This is a genomic window from Acidithiobacillus ferriphilus (assembly GCF_018854775.1).
GTDB classification, from domain to species: domain Bacteria; phylum Pseudomonadota; class Gammaproteobacteria; order Acidithiobacillales; family Acidithiobacillaceae; genus Acidithiobacillus; species Acidithiobacillus ferriphilus.
On the sequence record NZ_JAAZTY010000068.1, the window covers coordinates 1 to 17,183 of the forward strand.

General features: G+C 57.8%; 17 protein-coding genes and 1 pseudogene. 10 read left to right on the top strand and 8 right to left on the bottom strand.

Annotation, left to right across the window (positions count from 1 at the left end; translation table 11 throughout):
- The 4 genes from HF921_RS05675 to HF921_RS05690 all read right to left on the bottom strand — a co-directional run.
- The coding region (locus HF921_RS05675) for an S-(hydroxymethyl)glutathione dehydrogenase/class III alcohol dehydrogenase (protein ID WP_215893470.1) at window positions 1–942 on the bottom strand (942 nt) is incomplete at its 3' end.
- 44 nt (window positions 943–986) lie between these two features.
- Window positions 987–1,826, bottom strand: coding sequence for a formate dehydrogenase accessory sulfurtransferase FdhD (fdhD, locus tag HF921_RS05680; RefSeq protein WP_064218891.1), 840 nt, complete (start codon window positions 1,824–1,826; stop codon window positions 987–989).
- Window positions 1,796–2,074 (bottom strand): hypothetical protein, encoded by a 279-nt coding sequence (locus HF921_RS05685; RefSeq protein WP_231104486.1) that lies wholly within the window; start codon window positions 2,072–2,074, stop codon window positions 1,796–1,798. Before HF921_RS05685 ends, fdhD begins: the two co-directional genes overlap by 31 nt.
- Window positions 2,067–4,331: an FdhF/YdeP family oxidoreductase gene (locus HF921_RS05690; protein WP_064218890.1), complete on the bottom strand. Its 2,265-nt coding sequence runs from the start codon at window positions 4,329–4,331 to the stop codon at window positions 2,067–2,069. Before HF921_RS05690 ends, HF921_RS05685 begins: the two co-directional genes overlap by 8 nt.
- A 341-nt stretch (window positions 4,332–4,672) precedes the next feature.
- On the opposite strand from HF921_RS05690, the gene HF921_RS05695 reads away from it, so the two are divergent.
- The 4 genes from HF921_RS05695 to HF921_RS05710 are packed head-to-tail and all read left to right on the top strand — an operon-like array spanning window position 4,673 to window position 7,611.
- Window positions 4,673–5,083, top strand: coding sequence for a mercuric transporter MerT family protein (locus tag HF921_RS05695; protein ID WP_215892248.1), 411 nt, complete (start codon window positions 4,673–4,675; stop codon window positions 5,081–5,083).
- A 38-nt stretch (window positions 5,084–5,121) separates the two neighbouring features.
- Entirely contained in the window at window positions 5,122–5,472 is a 351-nt protein-coding gene (locus tag HF921_RS05700; RefSeq protein WP_081258054.1) for a heavy-metal-associated domain-containing protein, read from the top strand.
- Between the two features lie 32 nt (window positions 5,473–5,504).
- Window positions 5,505–7,157 carry a mercury(II) reductase gene (gene merA / locus HF921_RS05705; RefSeq protein ID WP_215893471.1) on the top strand — a complete coding sequence of 551 codons (1,653 nt, stop codon included), beginning with the start codon at window positions 5,505–5,507 and terminating at the stop codon, window positions 7,155–7,157.
- Window positions 7,158–7,170: 13 nt separating this feature from the next.
- Window positions 7,171–7,611, top strand: coding sequence for a MerR family DNA-binding protein (locus HF921_RS05710; RefSeq protein WP_064218888.1), 441 nt, complete (start codon window positions 7,171–7,173; stop codon window positions 7,609–7,611).
- Window positions 7,612–7,650: 39 nt separating this feature from the next.
- Here HF921_RS05710 and HF921_RS05715 read toward each other — a convergent pair whose 3' ends face one another.
- The 3 genes from HF921_RS05715 to HF921_RS05725 are packed head-to-tail and all read right to left on the bottom strand — an operon-like array spanning window position 7,651 to window position 11,474.
- Complete coding sequence (locus HF921_RS05715) at window positions 7,651–9,186, bottom strand: NFACT RNA binding domain-containing protein (RefSeq protein ID WP_215893472.1); 1,536 nt, start codon at window positions 9,184–9,186, stop codon at window positions 7,651–7,653.
- Window positions 9,187–9,220: 34 nt separating this feature from the next.
- Complete coding sequence (gene sat / locus HF921_RS05720) at window positions 9,221–10,894, bottom strand: sulfate adenylyltransferase (RefSeq protein ID WP_215893473.1); 1,674 nt, start codon at window positions 10,892–10,894, stop codon at window positions 9,221–9,223.
- Between the two features lie 10 nt (window positions 10,895–10,904).
- Complete coding sequence (locus tag HF921_RS05725) at window positions 10,905–11,474, bottom strand: phosphoribosyltransferase family protein (RefSeq protein WP_064219367.1); 570 nt, start codon at window positions 11,472–11,474, stop codon at window positions 10,905–10,907.
- A 410-nt stretch (window positions 11,475–11,884) separates the two neighbouring features.
- Between HF921_RS05725 and HF921_RS05730 the strand changes: the two genes are divergently transcribed.
- The 6 genes from HF921_RS05730 (at window position 11,885) to HF921_RS05755 (ending at window position 16,360) form a co-directional block, all read left to right on the top strand.
- Window positions 11,885–12,787: a restriction endonuclease gene (locus tag HF921_RS05730; protein ID WP_215893474.1), complete on the top strand. Its 903-nt coding sequence runs from the start codon at window positions 11,885–11,887 to the stop codon at window positions 12,785–12,787.
- 149 nt (window positions 12,788–12,936) lie between these two features.
- Entirely contained in the window at window positions 12,937–13,365 is a 429-nt protein-coding gene (locus HF921_RS05735) for an NUDIX domain-containing protein (RefSeq protein ID WP_215893475.1), read from the top strand.
- A gap of 98 nt (window positions 13,366–13,463) precedes the next feature.
- Entirely contained in the window at window positions 13,464–13,847 is a 384-nt protein-coding gene (locus tag HF921_RS05740; RefSeq protein WP_215850359.1) for a YybH family protein, read from the top strand.
- A gap of 100 nt (window positions 13,848–13,947) precedes the next feature.
- On the top strand, window positions 13,948–14,757 hold the full coding sequence (locus HF921_RS05745; protein ID WP_215893476.1) for a hypothetical protein: 810 nt from the start codon (window positions 13,948–13,950) through the stop codon (window positions 14,755–14,757).
- Window positions 14,758–14,814: 57 nt separating this feature from the next.
- Window positions 14,815–15,798, top strand: a complete 984-nt coding sequence (gene acuI / locus HF921_RS05750) for an acrylyl-CoA reductase (NADPH) (RefSeq protein WP_064218263.1) — start codon at window positions 14,815–14,817, stop codon at window positions 15,796–15,798.
- Window positions 15,799–15,931: 133 nt separating this feature from the next.
- Window positions 15,932–16,360, top strand: a complete 429-nt coding sequence (locus HF921_RS05755) for a DUF4442 domain-containing protein (RefSeq protein WP_081257991.1) — start codon at window positions 15,932–15,934, stop codon at window positions 16,358–16,360.
- Between the two features lie 125 nt (window positions 16,361–16,485).
- On the opposite strand, the pseudogene HF921_RS05760 reads toward HF921_RS05755, so the two are convergent.
- Window positions 16,486–17,067, bottom strand: a pseudogene (locus HF921_RS05760) (IS256 family transposase); the annotation flags it as partial.
- Window positions 17,068–17,183 lie beyond the last annotated feature (116 nt).

The window sequence follows — 17,183 nt, forward strand, 5'->3', positions numbered from 1 at the left end:
GAAGGCGGAACCCCGCCAGTTGCGTCCGGTCACCAGTTGGAAGGGGCGGGTACTGATTTCCTGTCCGGAACCGGCGACACCGATGATGACGCTGGTGCCCCAGCCTTTGTGGCAGCATTCCAGCGCCTGGCGCATCAGGGCGGTGTTGCCGATGCACTCGAAACTGAAGTCGGCGCCGCCCTTGGTGAGGTTGACCAGATAGGGAACCAGATCGCCTTCGACCTCCTTGGGATTCACGAAATGGGTCATGCCGAATTTCTCGGCCAGATCGCGCTTGCCGGGGTTGATGTCCACGCCGACGATCATGTCCGCCCCTGCCATGCGTGCGCCCTGAACCACATTGAGGCCAATACCGCCAAGGCCGAAAACCACGACCTTGTCGCCAGGACGGACCTTGGCCGTATACAGCACCGCCCCGATACCGGTGGTAACGCCACAGCCGATATAACAAACCTTATCAAAGGGCGCATCCTCGCGGATTTTGGCCAGGGCGATTTCCGGCAACACAGTGTAATTGGCGAAGGTGCTGGTGCCCATGTAGTGGTACAGCGGCTTGCCATTGGCCGAGAAACGACTGGTGCCGTCGGGCATCAGACCTCGCCCCTGGGTATCGCGGATGGCCTGGCAGAGATTGGTCTTACCGCTCAGGCAGTATTCACACTCCCGGCATTCCGGGGTGTAAAGGGGGATGACATGATCGCCGGGCTTCAGGGAGCGTACCCCCGGCCCGACTTCCACCACCACGCCCGCGCCTTCATGACCCAGCACGGTGGGAAACAGGCCTTCGGGGTCCATGCCCGAGAGGGTGTAGGCGTCGGTATGGCAAACGCCGGTAGCCTTGATTTCCACCAGCACCTCGCCGGCGCGTGGTCCTTCGAGTTGCACGGTTTCAACAACGAGGGGTTGATTGGCGCCGTAAGCAACGGCAGCGCGAACATCCATGGGCAATCTCCAGTATGTAAGGGATGGTGATGAGGGGTAAAAAATCAGCAATCCATGGGAATCGACCCGCTACAGCCGCGGATTCTTTCACCGTGGGCGTAGACCGTCATACGCCCGTCCCGGGCATAACCGATAAGGGTCAGGCCATGGCTTTCGGCCAGTTGAATGGCGAGGCTGCTGATTCCAGAAATGGCCGCCACAACGGGTATGCCAAAGCCCAGAGCCTTGAGGGCAATCTCGAAGCTGAGCCGGGAAGAAACGCCCAGCAGTGCGGCCTGTCCATAGGCAATGCCCTGCTGCAACGCAGCACCAATACTTTTGTCGACGGCATTGTGGCGGCCTATGTCTTCGCGGACCAGAACGCCAAGAGACGTAGCCAAAACGGCGGCGTGTGCGGTTCCGGTAGTCTGATTTAAATCCTGTTGTTGTTGCATGGTGGCAAGGAGCGCGTGAATGGCCTCCGCATCCGTCGTCGCCAGATCCCGTTTTAGGGACGGGAAAGGCACCAGCCCGGTGAAACAGGGTGTCCCGCAGAGCCCGCAAGCGCTCCCACCGATCACGCAGCGACGCTTACGTTCGACTCGTTCCGCTGCCGCCGGACTGAGCTGAATATACAATGCCCAACCCTCGGCCACATGTACCGATTCCCAGGCGATGATTTCCTCCAGGGACCGCAGTACGCCTTCGCTCCATAGAAAGCCACAAAAAAAGTCCTCCAGATGGTCTGGCGTGGCCATCATCACCGCGTATGGATCACCGTTGATTACCAGCGAAATGGCGGCTTCCTGTAGTATGGCTTCCTCGTGTACCAAGGGCATGCGCTGGCTTTCCAGCACAGTCGCCGGAGACCAGCTTATTCCGCTGAGGCCTGCATCTGTGCGCATAGCGCTCGTCCTTTTTCAGTGAGGGTGATGACGGAGCGACCCCGCTGTTCTTCCTGAACAACGTAGTCCATGCCGCCCCAACCGTCGGAATGACCGAGGAGCAACAGGAGTCGCTCCAGCTGGCTGCGACGGATGCCCAGATGCTTACCGATTTTCGCGAGAGACAGTACCTGCTCGGCACACAATGCCTGCATCAGGGCGATCACCAGGTTTTCCATCGCGCTTTCTTCAGCGGTGCTTTCAGGCACATTGCCCCGCCGCTGCAAAAGTCACCTGAATAGACTTGGAGGTGGGGGTATTGGCCCGGTCCGCATGGCTGGAGAGGGGGACCAGCACGTTAAGCTCGGGATAGTATCCGGCCACACAGCCCCGCGGGATATCGTAGGGCACCAAGACGAAATTCCGGGCGACCCGCTCGCCATCCCGCCAGTGCGAGGTGATGTCCACAAGTTGGTCCGGCTGGAACCCCAGTTCCGCCATATCAGCGGCATGCATGAAGCAGACGTTGCGGGCGCCGGAAACGCCCCGATAACGGTCTTCTAAGCCATAGATCGTGGTGTTGTACTGGTCGTGGCTGCGGATGGTCATGAGATTAAATACCCGCGCTGCCGTCTGCGGCTGAAAGCGATCTTCAGTGACGGCTTTCAACTCCCGCGCGATGAAATTGGCTTTGCCGGATGCGGTGGTCCAGCGTCGGGAGCGCGGCGGCAGATCCAGATGAAAACCACGCGGTTTGTGGACGCGGTCGTTGAAGTCTTCAAAACCCGGAACAACGCGGGAAATACGGTCGCGAATCCGGTCATAGTCTGCGACCAGCTCGCGCCATGGTGTTTTGCTCTGGGGCAATGTCGCTTCGGCGAGCCCCGCGATGATGGCGGATTCGGACTTCAGGTGGGGTGAGGCCGGGGCGCGCATACCCTGGGAGATATGCACCATGCTCATGGAATCTTCCACCGTCACCCCCTGCGGCTGACCGCTTTGAATATCAATTTCGGTACGTCCCAGACAAGGCAGGATGATTGCCTCCTTCCCATGGACGATATGCGAGCGATTGAGCTTGGTGGTGACATGCACGGTCAACGCACACCCGCGCAGGGCTTTATGGACACGGGCCGTATCGGGTGTGGCGTTGGCAAAATTGCCGCCCATGCCAATAAAGACCTTGGCGCATCCCTCTTCCAGGGCGGTGATGCTGCCGATCACGTCATAACCATGTTCGCGGGGTGGTTCAAAATGGAACTCCTTGGCGAGACGGTCCAGGAAATCCGGTGCCGGACGTTCCCAAACACCCATGGTGCGATCCCCCTGAACGTTACTGTGGCCGCGAATCGGGCAGGCGCCGGCCCCCTCCTTGCCGATATTACCTTTGAGCAAGAGCACATTGACCAGCATCTGAATAGTCGCCACCGCGTGCTTGTGCTGAGTGATCCCCATGCCCCAGGTGATTATGCCGGCCTTGCCTTCATCATAGATTTTACCGACTTCCATGAACTCGGCATGGGTCAGGCCACTTTCCGCCTCAATATCCGCCCAAGGCGTATTGAGGGCAATTTCCTTGAAGGATTCAAAGCCTTGGGTATGGGTGTCGATAAAATCCTGATCCAGGGTGCCCTGTTCCAGCACATAGCGGGCGATCCCCAGCGCGATGGCGTAGTCGCCGCCAATACGCGGTTGATAATAATGGGTGGCGATTTCTGTGCCGTGGTTGGTGAGCATTTCCCTGGCATCCTGCGGATTTACGAAACGTTGTAGACCACGCTCCCGTAGCGGGTTGAAAACCAGTATCCGGCAGCCGCGTTTGGCGGCATCCCGCAAAGTGCCCAGCATGCGTGGATGATTGGTGCCCGGATTGTGACCGAAGAGCAGGAGGGTGTCGGCATGATCGAAATCTTCCAGGGTGACGGTGCCTTTACCGATACCGATGGATTCCGGCATGCCCAGGCTGGTGGGCTCGTGGCACATATTAGAGCAGTCCGGCATGTTGTTGGTGCCGAATTCCCGGGCGAAAAGCTGGTAGAGGAAAGCTGCCTCGTTGGAGGTGCGCCCGGAAGTGTAGAAAATCGCTTCATGAGGAGATTTAAGCGCTTGCAGATGCTGGGCAATACGCTGGAACGCCACCTCCCAGCTGATGGGTACATAGTGATCGGTCGCGGCGTCGTAAAACATCGGCTCGGTCAGGCGACCAAGTTCTTCCAGGTAATAATCGTCATGTTCAGCCAGCCAGCTGACGGTATGTTGCGCGAAAAAGTCGGCGGTCACCCGCTTGCTGGTGGCCTCCGCCGCCACGGCTTTCACGCCATTTTCACAGAACTCGAATGTGGAGTGGGCGTCCGGGTCCGGCCAGGCGCAACCGGGGCAGTCGAAACCTTCCGCCTGATTGGATTTGAGGAGCAGGGCGGTACCTTCGGCCAGAATCCCCTGATGCTGCAGGCTCTGCATGGAAGCCCGCAACGCGCCCCAACCTCCGGCAGGTTGCTTGTAAGGATTGATTTTTAGTTCGGACATGCGCTCCTCCTCATTTTACATACCAGACAGTCTGATATTCTTAAAAGTTGTAGGGCCGGCATGGCTTCTCCAAGGACCAAAACGCATTGCCATGGCGGCCTCCCTGCGTGCAGTATTGCATACCGATCGGTTGGTATTAACTTTATCAGGATCGGCGGGAGTGTCAAGGCGATGGGTACCTTCCAGCCCGCGCCACCCCATCTCATCAGACAACGGACCCCCAACGGCTTGTTTCTTCCTATGCTTGACAGTCAAAGAGTGCCCTTGACACCGTAGTATAGTACGGTGTCTACAATCACGCGTCATGCAACATATGACCAGTGTGTAGATTGGAGGTGACCATGACTGTCAAGACGGAACCTGGCAAAGCGACAGTAGCCTGCGCCGCGGCAGTGCAGCGAGCGCCTGTACCTACGGGAAAAGGCATATGGGGTCTGCTCCTGGCTGTGGTATTGGGCTTTTTGGCATCGGCCTGCTGTGTATTACCCTTGTTGCTGATCGTCGCCGGTATCGGCGGCGCATGGATGGCCAACCTGCGGATACTTGGGCCCTACGCGCCCTATCTGGAGATCTTGGCGCTGGCTTTTTTGGTCTACGCCCATATGCAAAACCATCGGGAGAGTAAAGGGGCGGACTGCGGCACCTGTGCGCCGGTAGCACGATGGAAGACCCCCCTGCTCTGGGCTGGCACCATTCTGGTGCTAATCGCTCTGGCGTTGCCCCATGTGCTAGCTCGTCTTCTGATGCCCTAATCAGGCCGCCCTCACCGTTTATAGAAGGAGATATTTTTATGCATGCTCAAGTGTCTATTCAAAAAATCCTGGCGTCGTTCTGCGCGATAGCCTTGATCACTGGTGCCAGCGTCACTATGCCCGCGTCTGCGGCCACCACAATGAATGCTGTGGCCCCAACCGGCATGGCCAGCACCACATTTAAGGTGCCGGGTATGACCTGCGCCGACAAGGCCTGTAATGCGGCCATTTATATGGCCCTGCATCGCTTGCACGGGGTGAAGAAAATTCAGATCCGGGATAGGGCGCTGACGGTAACGGTGCAGTACGACCAAAAGGCGGTCAATGTCCCTACCCTTTTGAACGTGTTCCGTCAGGTCGGCTATCCCGCCTCGATAGTACAGCCATAATCTCTGGATCATCTATCCTTGAGGATGCTTAGATGAATAAAGCGATGATGTTGGGCATTACGGGCATGACCTGTAATCACTGCGCCCTGATGGTAGAAAATGCGTTGTGCGCGGTTCCTGGCGTCGCGCTGGCACAGGTGGCTTTTCCGAAAGGGCAGGCACAGATCGAAGTTTCCGAACCGGTATCCATGGAAGTGCTTGCTGCCGCCATCAACAAAGCGGGCTACGGTGTTTCACTGCCTGAAAATGCCGGCACTCCGGTGGCAATGGAGGCAAAAAATGCTCATGCTACCGGCCTTCATGTCGCCATCATTGGTTCTGGATCAAGCGCCTTTGCTGCCGCCATCCAAGTGACGGAAGGAGGCGGCCGAGTGACCATGATTGAGTCAGGTACGCTGGGCGGCACCTGCGTCAATGTCGGCTGCGTGCCTTCCAAGATCATGATCCGTGCCGCGCAGATGGCCCAGTGGCAGCGTGCCCATCCTTTTCGTGGTTTAAGTCATAGCGTACCCGACGTGGACCGCGCCGTCCTGATCCAGCAACAACAGGATCGCGTGGCTGAACTGCGTGAAGCCAAGTATGATCATGTGCTGGCTACGCATCCGGATATCACCTTTGTGCAGGGTCACGCCCGCTTTGTCGATGCCACAACCCTCGTGGTGCGCACTGCCGACGGATCGGAACAACGGCTCCAAGCGGATCGTTTTCTGATTGCGGCGGGCGCCCATGCGCACTGCCCGGACATTGAGGGTCTGGCGCAAACGCCTTACTGGACGTCAACGGAAGCCTTGGTAGCGTCCGAATTGCCGCGTCATCTCCTCGTTGTGGGGGGGGCAGTAGTCGCGGTGGAACTGGCGCAGGCCTTTCGCAGGTTGGGCTGCGCAGTCACTCTGCTGGCGCGCAGCACACTCCTGTCCAAAGATGATCCGGCACTGGGCGTGGGGCTGGAGGCCGTATTTCAGGAAGAAGGGATTCGTGTGCTCAAGCACACCGTCCCCACGTCGGTGCATTACGAGAAGGACCAATTTTTGGTCAGCATAGGCGCAGAGACAATCCACGCGGATCGCTTGCTGGTGGCAACCGGGCGCACGCCCAACACGGCGGATCTTGGATTGGAGCAGATCGGGGTAATCACCGACAAATCCGGGGCCATTTTGGTGGATGCGCATATGCAAAGCAGTGTGCCCCACATTTATGCTGCCGGTGATTGCACGACCCATCCTCAATTCGTCTATGTCGCAGCGGCGGGCGGCACCCGGGCGGCTATCAATCTGCTGGGCGGCGATGCCAGCCTGGATTTACGGGTACTTCCCGTCGTCGTGTTTACCGATCCCCAAGTCGCTACAGTGGGGCTGGACGAGCGGACAGCGGCGCAGCAAGGATTCACCACCGACAGCCGCACTCTGACCCTCGATAACGTACCCCGCGCACTGGCGAACTTTGATACACGGGGTTTTATTAAACTGATCGCGGACAAGCATACCGGCAAACTGTTGGGTGCGCAGATTCTCGCCGCGGAAGGCGGAGAAATCATCCAGGCTGCCGCACTGGCCATACGTGGCGGTCTCGGCATTCAAGATCTTGCCGATCAGCTTTTCCCCTATTTGACCATGGTGGAGGGATTGAAACTCTGTGCCCAAACCTTCACCAAAGATGTCTCGCAATTATCCTGCTGCGCGGGATAATTGCGAGCTACATATGAACAAGCAAAGAGACCGATCTGGTTTCAGCATTGGCCAGGTGGCCAAGGCTGCCGGTGTTAATGTGGAGACCGTGCGTTTCTACGAGCGCGAAAATCTTATCAAACAGCCTGCAAAACCCACCATCGGGATGCGCCAGTATGCCTCCGAAGTGGTGATGCGCATACGCTTTATCAAACATGCCCAAGCCTTGGGATTTACTTTGCAGGAGACGCGGGAGCTGCTCGCGTTACGTGCAGACGATGCAGAAGTGTGTGCCGCCATGCGCTACCACGCCGAAGTCAAGCTCCATTCAGTTCAGGAAAAAATCAGGTCACTACAAGCTCTGGAGACCGTCCTGGCGAAGCTGATCAAGGAATGCAAAAGTGGGGACGCCCGCCAGCGCCATAGTTGCCCCATTCTGCAAGCATTGGATGAAGAGGAGATTCCGGGAGAGTGAAGTGCCATAGGTTCTTGTCGATGACTTGAGGTGATTATATTAGCCGTCGCGGCGTACCCGGATGCTCTGAAAACGGCGATAGGTCACTTGTCCTGGCCCGCCGCTCGGCTTGCGGTGGACATGGCGGATTTCCGTCCAGTCCACTTCCCCGCTGATGGCGCGGGACTGACTCTGTTGCAGAGCAATGCGTGCCGCGGCGACGCGCACCGATTCGGGTACGGGCGTTTGACTGTTCTCCCGGCGCAACACCACATGACTGCCGCCTAAATCCTGAATGTGAAACCACAGGTCCCAAGGCTTGGCGGTGCGGAAGGTCAGGCGGTCATTTTCCTTTGCGTTTTTCCCCCAGAGGAGCGTGAAGCCCTCTATTACCGTGCGGTTGAAGTCGCTATCATCCGTCGGTTTTCCGTTCTTCGCGGATCTTACGGGTGTCGGGCCTGCGGGTGTTGATGATCCTGTTGCTGGTCCGGTCTGTTCGCCTCCCGTCGCTTCCGTAAGGTCTTGCAGCAACCGTTCCATCTCTTGCAGGCGGATGGCGATTTCGCGTCGCGCGCGCCGACTGCGTTGTGCCTGCTGCATATACCACTGCGCCTGCCGGTGCAGCGACTTGCCCGGCGTCACGGTAATAGTGAGTGTTGCACCTGCGACGCTGGTGTGGTCCGGGGCGCTGATGTGCGTGACGGAGGGCATCGCGTCGGGCAGGGCAAAAAGGGCGAAGGCTTGAGTGCGATAGACCTCCGGGTCCTTCCAGCGCGTTATATCCTGGCGCATTTTTTGGATGCGGCGTTGCAGGTGTAGCCGTTGCTGAGTGCGGGCGCGTTCCTGGGCGGAAGGTTGTGGATGGACTGCGGGTCGCACAAAACGCAGCGCTTCCTGTGCCGAAATCTCCTGCATCGGCGCCCAGTCGGGTAGGGGCACGGGGTAGAGGATGGGCTTATCGGCTTCCGCCGAAGACCGCCACCAGGGCGCGCAGGGATCCAAGCGCCGCGACCATGCCTCTTGTATGGCTTGCTGCTCGGCCCTGTGCTGCGGGCGATAACGGGGCGCGACGCGGCGGAACCAAGTGGCGGCACACGGTAAGGGCTGGGCAAAGGGCAGACTGTCTTCCGGCGGTACGTACACCACACCGGGCAGGAAGCGCGGCGCGGCCTTACCGTCGAGACTGTCCCAGCGCCAAGCCCAGCGAATATGTTGCGCCGCATCGAGTAGGGCGATATTGCCGCGTCCGCCAAAGCATTCGGCAATCAGGCTGAATTGATCCAGCCGCTTGCTGATATGGACGCGGCTGCAATCCAAACGCACGATGCGATTCGCCCAGGGCACGCTGATGCGCTGAATGCGAAAACCCGCCAAACGCTGATTGAGCGGACTGCTCCAGGTGGTCAGGGCGTCCGACTTATGGAATGCGGTATCCTGCCAGAGCCCCAGAGGGGCACGCTGCACGATCAGCGCAATATGCGTCTTGGCGGTGTGCAGATAAATCCCGCCCGGCGCGTCGCTGATGCCCTGGATGACCTGTTGCGCGATCTGGTGGTCCAGACACCGGGCGGCGGCGGCGAGTTGCAAGGTGTCCATCTGTGAAGCTAAACCGCGCGCACTGGCAACGTGCTCATGCCTCTTTGCGCGCCTCGATCACGACCGGTTTATCCGTCACCGCGCCCAAGTTGCGCAGCACTCCCATCAGTGCCGCCAACGCGATTGGCGGCTTTTGCAGGCTGGCGTCCAGTACACACTCCGCATGCTCCGGGGCCTCGTAGGGGTCGTCCACGCCCGTAAAGCCGGTGATTTCGCCGCGCATGGCCTTGGCATAAAGGCCTTTGGGATCGCGCTTGGCACAGACCTCCAGCGGGGTGGCCACATGGACTTCGATAAACAGACCGCCGGCTTCTTCCACCAGACGACGCGCATCGGCACGGGCCTGACGATAGGGCGAAATGGCGGCGACCACCGCAATGCCGCCGTGGCGTGCCACCAGACTGGCGACGAAGCCGATGCGGCGGATATTTTCGTCGCGGTCTTCGCGGCTGAAACTCAAGCCTTTGGACAGAAAACGCCGGACCACATCGCCGTCCAGCAGGGTCACGGCGCGCTCGTCACCCGCCTCCAGAGTGCGGGCCAGCATTCCCGCCAGGGTACTCTTGCCGCTGGCAGACAGGCCGGTAAACCAGATGACCAGCCCGCGCCGGTCCGCACCGCGGTAGGCTTGCCGCAATATCTGAATGACCTCCGGCGGGGAGAACCATTCGGGGATGTCCTCCCGGCTGGCCAGTCGTCGCCGCAACTCCGTGCCGGAAATGCCCGCCAGGGCCTCGCCGTTGGCCTCTTCCATCGGCACATAACGGCGCCGGGTTCGGGAATACGCATACTCGGGCAGGAAAATACCGGCAATACCCATCTCATCGGCGTGCCGGGCAAAAAGCTCCTGTGCCGCAAAGGCCGGGTAGAACAGACCGCCCGCCGCTGCGCCAGGGTCGGCATGACCGCGACCGATGATGAAATGGGTGGCGCCATAATTGCGGCGAATCAGCGCGTGCCAGAGTGCCTCCCGCGGGCCGGCCATGCGCATGGCCAGGGGCAGGGGCGAGAGCAGGGCGGTCGCCTGGGGATAATGGCCCAGCACCGCACGATACACCCGCATGCGGTAAGACGCCTCCACATCGCCGGGCTTGGTGGGGCCGATAGCCGGGTGTAGCAGCAGGCGCGCGCCCGCCCCGGCCTGCTCCAGCCCGGCCTGGGTCACGGCGATGTGGGCGTGATGCAGGGGGTTGCGGGTCTGAAAGGCGACTACCGGATGTGCCCCGTTCCAGTGCTGTTGCAGCATGGCCGGGGTTTGATACTCGGGCGGAAATTCGACGGCGGCGGCGCGGGTCAGGGTGTCCGCATCCCAGGCCGACACGCGCCCCGCCACATAGTAAGGGCCGCGCGTCAGCAACTCGGCCACGCCCGGATGACTGGAATCGGTCGTCCCATAAACCGCCGCGGCCTCCAGCAGTTTATCCGGACGATAGCAGGCGCTGACGGCAACGGACCCGAGGGGGGTGCCATCACTGCGCTCCAGGCGCAAAGTGTCCCCTACCGTCAAAGACTGGCCGAGCGCCTCACTGACGTCGAGCACCACGGGAATGGGCCAGAGCGCGCCGTTACCCAGACGCATGTGTTGCAGCACGGACTGCCAGTCCGCTGCATCCAGGTAACCCTCCAATGGGGCAAAAGCGCCGGTCAGCAACAGCTCTAGATCGCAGCGCTGGCGCGCCGTCAGTACATGAACCGATGGAATGGACATAGGTCGGCCCTTACGCGGAGAGCGGAAAGAGCGGCAGGTGCGCCAGGGCGATCACTTCCGACCACTGGGCCATATCGCCTTCCGTACAAATGGCCGCGACGGCGGTAATCTCCGCCTCGGCTTGCGCCATAAGCGCGCGCATGGCCGCCAGGGTCGAGCCGGTGCTCACCACATCATCCACCAGCGCCACCTGCCTGCCGCTGATCGCTGCGCGATCTTTGGCATCCAGATACAGGGTTTGGGGCTTACCGGTGGTGATGGACAGGGTCTCCGTGGACAATGCCTCGCCCATGTAGGATTTGTAGTTCTTGCGCAGGACGATATACGGACGCCCACTGTGCACCGACAGGGCGTAGGCCAGGGGAATACTCTTGGCCTCCGCAGTGACGATCACATCGTAGGAGATGTCAGCCATGCGCCCGTTCAGCGCATGGGCTGCGGCCTCCGTAAGTTCCGTGTCGCCGAGGATATTGAGGACAGCGATGGCCAGGTCCGGCTGCACTTTGAAGAGAGGGAGATGGCGCTGCACCCCGTTGATGTTGATGGAGTAGGTGCTGCTGTGGCTATCGGTGTGGGTCATGGATGCTCCTTTTACGCGCATTCTGCCATAGGGGGAGGGGAGGTGGATAGTTTGGGGGTGGGTGTCTTCAAGAAAAGCTGTCTGAATATTGCAGAATCACGGGCTGGATTGTGTAATGCCATGAACCGTTGTAGATTCCACGATAAAAAAGTGTGTACTGACGATGCGAATGGGTAGCAGGCGCTTTCGGGGCCACCTGACACGCACTAAAACGATGTGGTTGGAGCGGGGAAAGCAGGCTGACCGCTGTTTGCATCCGATAAAAATTAGGATGCTATAAAAGTACATTGGGGGGTCAAATGGTTGTGTGTGCTTGTTGTGCGTCGCCAGTAAAAAATTTAGGCGACGTGGATGGTGTGGTATGTATGCTGCCTAAATTACGTTAGCCATTCAAAGAAGGAACTCAGATCTTGACAATAATTCCGAAATTTCAAGAGATCACTCTTCCAATGCTAAAGCTTGCTTCTGATGGGCAGGTTTGGTCACTTGCCGATGCTCGGGAGGAACTGGCCAAACACTTCCAGCTCACGGAGGAAGAGCTAGAAGAGCTGCTTCCCAGTGGCAGGCAGGCGCGTTTTGCCAATCGAGTTGCATGGGCAAAGGTCTACCTTGAGCGGGGTGGGATACTGTCATCTTCGAAACGAGCGCACTTTCAAATCACTGAGCGTGGAAGGGAGGTGCTTCAGGATCCTCCGGAAGAAATTTCCATCAAGTTCCTCAGTCAATACCCTGAATTTCAAGAGTTTCGAAGTCGATCATCGAAGATATCCGAGGGTGGTTCAGATGACGAAACCACCGATACTCCTGAAGAGACCCTAGAATCGGGATATCTTACTATCCGCAAGAACCTGGCCGCTGAGGTCTTGGAGCGCGTGAAATCGTGCTCGCCGCGTTTTTTTGAGCATCTCGTCGTCGATTTGCTGCTGAAGATGGGCTACGGACGAGCGGGTGGCGGTAGTGGCGAGCGTGTAGGGCAATCTGGAGACGAAGGGATCGACGGAATCATATCCGAGGACAGGCTTGGCCTGGAAATGGTGTATTTGCAGGCTAAACGATGGGAAGGAACCGTTGGTCGCCCTGAAATTCAGAAGTTTGTCGGCGCACTCCACGGTAAGAGAGCCCGAAAGGGTGTTTTCATAACAACAGGAACATTCTCTGCTGACGCAGCTTCTTACGTTCAAACCATCGACCCGAAGGTCGCGCTGGTTGATGGTAAGCAGCTTGCCGATTACATGATTGATTTTGGACTTGGTGTTTCTTTGGCTCGTGCATACGAGGTCAAGCGGATAGACACGGATTATTTTGAGGAATAAATGGCTAACAAAAGCGTCAACGCGGACCGGTTTTTCCGCTGCGCTCCAAAGCCGGTCGGTTACGCTTGGCGTTAGGCATTTACTCTTCGCCCATGAAATATTGTCCGCTTTGTCAAAGTGATCTTGTCAGTCGTCCGGTGGAGGGAGACATGCGGCTCGCTTGTTCATCGCAGCAGTGTAAGTTCGTGCACTGGAACAATCCCATTCCTGTCGTCGCGGGCCTAGTTCGGTGCAATGGTCAGTACGTCTTGGCAAGAAATGCCTCCTGGCCGCTAGATATGTTTTCCCTGATCACCGGGTTTCTTGAGCATGGCGAGTCGCCGGAGAGCGCCATCCTTAGAGAAACGGAAGAGGAGCTTGGTCTTACGGGCCATGAATGCAAATTCATAGGTCATTTCGCTCTCCCAGAATTTAATCAACTTATTATCGCTTTCGCCGTCGAGGCCTATGGGCACGTCAAGTTGAACGAAGAAATCGCAGAGGTACAACTGGTCGCGCATGACCAACTCGCTACGCTCGATTTCGGGTGCCTTGAGCTAACCAACACAGTCGTCTCGCATTGGCTGAAAAATGTCTAACCCGGCGCTCAACCTCGCTCCCTTCGGTCGCTGGATGCTGCGCGATAAAGCCGCGCAGCGCCGGTTAGCTCTACGTTAGGCATTCAACAGGAGCGGCAATGCACCCGATAGAACTTCTGATCAACAAGGCGGATACCGCGATAAACCAAGAAGATTTCGAGACTTTGAGCGACATCTATTCCGATGACGCTGTGCTTGTAGTAAAGCCGGGAATGAATGCTGTGGGAAAAGAACAGATCAAGAAAGCATTTGAAGCAATTGCGGCTCACTTCGAGCATAGTTTGGATGTGAAGCAGGCTGGGATGGCAATCCTGGAAACTGGAGATACTGCGTTGGTGCTGGCCAAGACTGTTGTCTCAGCAAAGAATCTCCCGGCTACAGAACGGAAGGCCACCTATGTTTTCAAGAGAGGCAACGATAATCGGTGGGTATGCGCGATTGATAATTCCTACGGGCACAGTTTGCTTGAGGAAAATGCCTAACCTCGCCATCAACGCGGACGTGCAAAAGCGCCGCTTCGCTCTGCTTTTGCACGCCGGTTATGGTGAGCGTTAGGCCCCTCACATCCAGGAGCACCTCAACTTGAACCGACAATCACGATACAAAGACTTCGAGAAGTTTGCCAACGACGCTGAGGCTCGCTTTACTGCGTTACGCGACGCCGACGAAAGAGCGAAGAATTTTTCAAACTTCTATTCGTTCTACGCGGTTAAAGGCGGTGCAATGGGAGGCATTGACAAGAGAGTATTTGAGGTCTTCTTCGGCAATCGTCCCATTGATCATGTTCAAACGTTTGAGCCTCAAGGTGGTGGATTCCCGCAAAAACAAGACAAGCGTCTAACGGAAAGAGGCGGCACCCTTCGCTACGAACGGACTGATGTAGGAACCGTTGTATGCACACTGTTTCCCGCCAACACAAAGGATTTTTGCCAACGTGAGGATTCCATCGTCTTGGACTGGATAGTTAAGCCGAAAGCGCTACATTCCTCACGCAAACTTCAAAGCCATTGGCGAGCCTTTATTTCCTACATGGAATGCACAAGCGTTGACGGTGAGCCTAGTGCATTGGACAAAATACGCGTGGGCTATCTTAGATTCACTCGCCTTCTTGTTATTGACGGTCGGGTTGCGAAGAGGAAAGTCGTTGAGACCGTTGAAAAGATTGTCGGCTATGCGCTTACGATAGGGCTTAGTGGCTTTCTTCTCATGCTGATTAACGTAGTCGGGTCCTCTGGAGACAAAGAGAAGGTCAAGGCCGAAATAGAAGCAGTGTCACACCAGCTATCAGAGGCAAACGGTGTAATTCATGCCCAGAACGAAAGAATTGTTGCCTTAGAGCGGCGCATTGACGCCATTCAGACTGCTAAAGCCGCGCAGCGCCGGTTACCTTGAACGTTAGGCTCTTCTCGCTGGCGGTTCATCTAGCTTTAACGGAGTAATACAAATCCCATGTTCAAAGGCATCTTAATTGAGAAGGACGAAGCAGGTTACCGCACCTCACTGACGGACCTCGACGAGGGGCGATTGCCCGATGGCGATGTGACCGTGCGGGTGAGCCATTCGACGCTCAACTACAAGGACGCGCTGGCCATTACTGGCAAGGGGCCGGTGGTGCGCAGGTTTCCAATGGTGCCCGGCATTGATCTGACCGGCACGGTGGAGCACTCGACGCACCCCGATTACGAGGTGGGCGATGCGGTGATTCTCAATGGCTGGGGGGTCGGAGAAACGCATTGGGGCGGCTTGGCCCAGAAGGCGCGTCTGAACGGGAACTGGCTAGTGCCGCTGCCGAGGCAGTTCACGCCGCAGCAGGCGATGGCCATTGGCACTGCGGGCTATACCGCGATGCTTTGCGTGCTGGCGCTGGAGCGGTATGGCGTCAAACCCGAACACGGGGAGATTCTCGTGACCGGCGCGGCAGGCGGCGTGGGCAGCGTGGCGACGGCGGTTCTGACTCGGCTTGGTTTCACTGTCGTCGCGGTGAGCGGTAGACCGGCGGAGACCGAATACCTCAAGAGCTTGGGTGCAGTGGAGATGCTGGATCGTGCGACGTTCGCGACGCCCGGTAAGCCTTTGGGCAAGGAGCGCTGGGCCGGTGCGGTGGATGTCGTCGGCAGCCACACGCTGGCGAATGTCTGCGCGACGACCAAATACCGGGGTATCGTCGCGGCGTGCGGGCTGGCGGGCGGAATGGATTTACCGGCCACCGTCGCACCGTTCATTCTGCGCGGCGTGACGCTGGCTGGCATTGACAGCGTGATGTGCCCCCGGCGTGAGCGACTTGAAGCATGGCGACGCTTGGGCAGCGATCTCGATGTCTCGAAACTAGCCACGATCAGCAAAGAAGTCGGTCTGACAGACGTGCTGCCCCTCGCGTCGAAGCTGCTCAACGGCGAGGTGAGGGGACGCGTGGTCGTAGACGTGAACCGCTGACTGGCCAACCAAAACGATCGAAACACTTAACGATTGCGTGCAGGGAGTGCCGGTCAGTCCTGCCTGTTGTTTTCGTGAGCGTCAGGTCCGGCATCCCTGACTCAGGTGTTAGGCTTACGGGAGAACCCTGCCGGTGGATATATCTCAGTTACCGTTTAACCAACTAATTGGCTTGGAATTGGTCGGGCCAGAAAATGGATTCTTGGTCAGCCTCCCAGAAAGTCCAAAATACGCCAACCACCTTGGCACCGTTCATGGCAGCGCACTTCTGGCCGTGGCCGAGGCCGGCTCTGGAGAATTCCTGCTGCGAAATTTTGGTCACATCAAGGGATTCATTCCTGTCGTTCGTAAGATCGAGGCCAAATTCCGTAAGCCCGCTACAGGGCGGGTTTCGTCCCGGTGTTCGCTGGCAGAAGATGTCGTAGTTGGTTGGGCTACTGAATTAGCCTCCCGTGGACGCCTATCTGCATCAATACCGATTGAGGTTGTGGACTCTAAAGGCATTCTTGTCGTGTCTGCCGTTGTAGAGTGGTTCATATCCAATGGCAACACCAATGCCTAACCAGCGCTTCGAGAGGGTGCAAAAGCGCGCAGCAGCCCCTCACTTTTACGTTAGGCATCCTTACAGATCACATCAAAAAGGAGAGCTATCGTCAATTTTGGTGTATGAGCGTGTTCTAACATAGCTTAGGCGGCGTCCTGTTGATCATCCGGCAGGGTTTCATTAGCCGGTAATCCATCGATGAATTTCATTCCCGCAAAGAGATCACGCACTTTCTCCGGATGGAAAATGGCGATCCAGCGCTTTTCGGCCTGCTGCAGCATTTTGAAGCCCAATCCAATGAAGCTGTTGCGCGACACGCAGTTTTTAGTGCGCGATGTCCGGTGGCGCACGGTGGCAAAGGTCGATTCAATGGCATTGGTGGTGCGGATATGCCGCCAATGTTCGGCCGGATAATCATAGAAGGCCAGCAATTCCGCCCGATCCTTTTCCAGTTTGGCCACGGCCTTGGGATACTTCGCCTGGTAGTTGCGCACAAAGATCTCCAGTGCTTTCTCTGCGGCCTTCCGGCTCTCGGCCATCCAGATTTCCTGGAGAGCCGCCTTCGCCTTACCCTGCTTGGATTTGGGCAGTTCGTTGAGGATGTTGGCGGTCTTGTGCACCCAGCAGCGCTGCTGGCGGGTTTCGGGATACGCTTCATCCAATGCTGCCCAGAAGCCCATGGCGCCATCACCAATAGCCAGTAATGGTGCAGCTTCCAGACCACGATGTCAACGCCGATTTAAAACTGACACACTTTTGCAGCGAACGCCGATTTAAATCTGATACACCCCCATTACATCTGCCTACCGCTTATGCAGCCGGAGCGGTCTCCCGCTTAGCC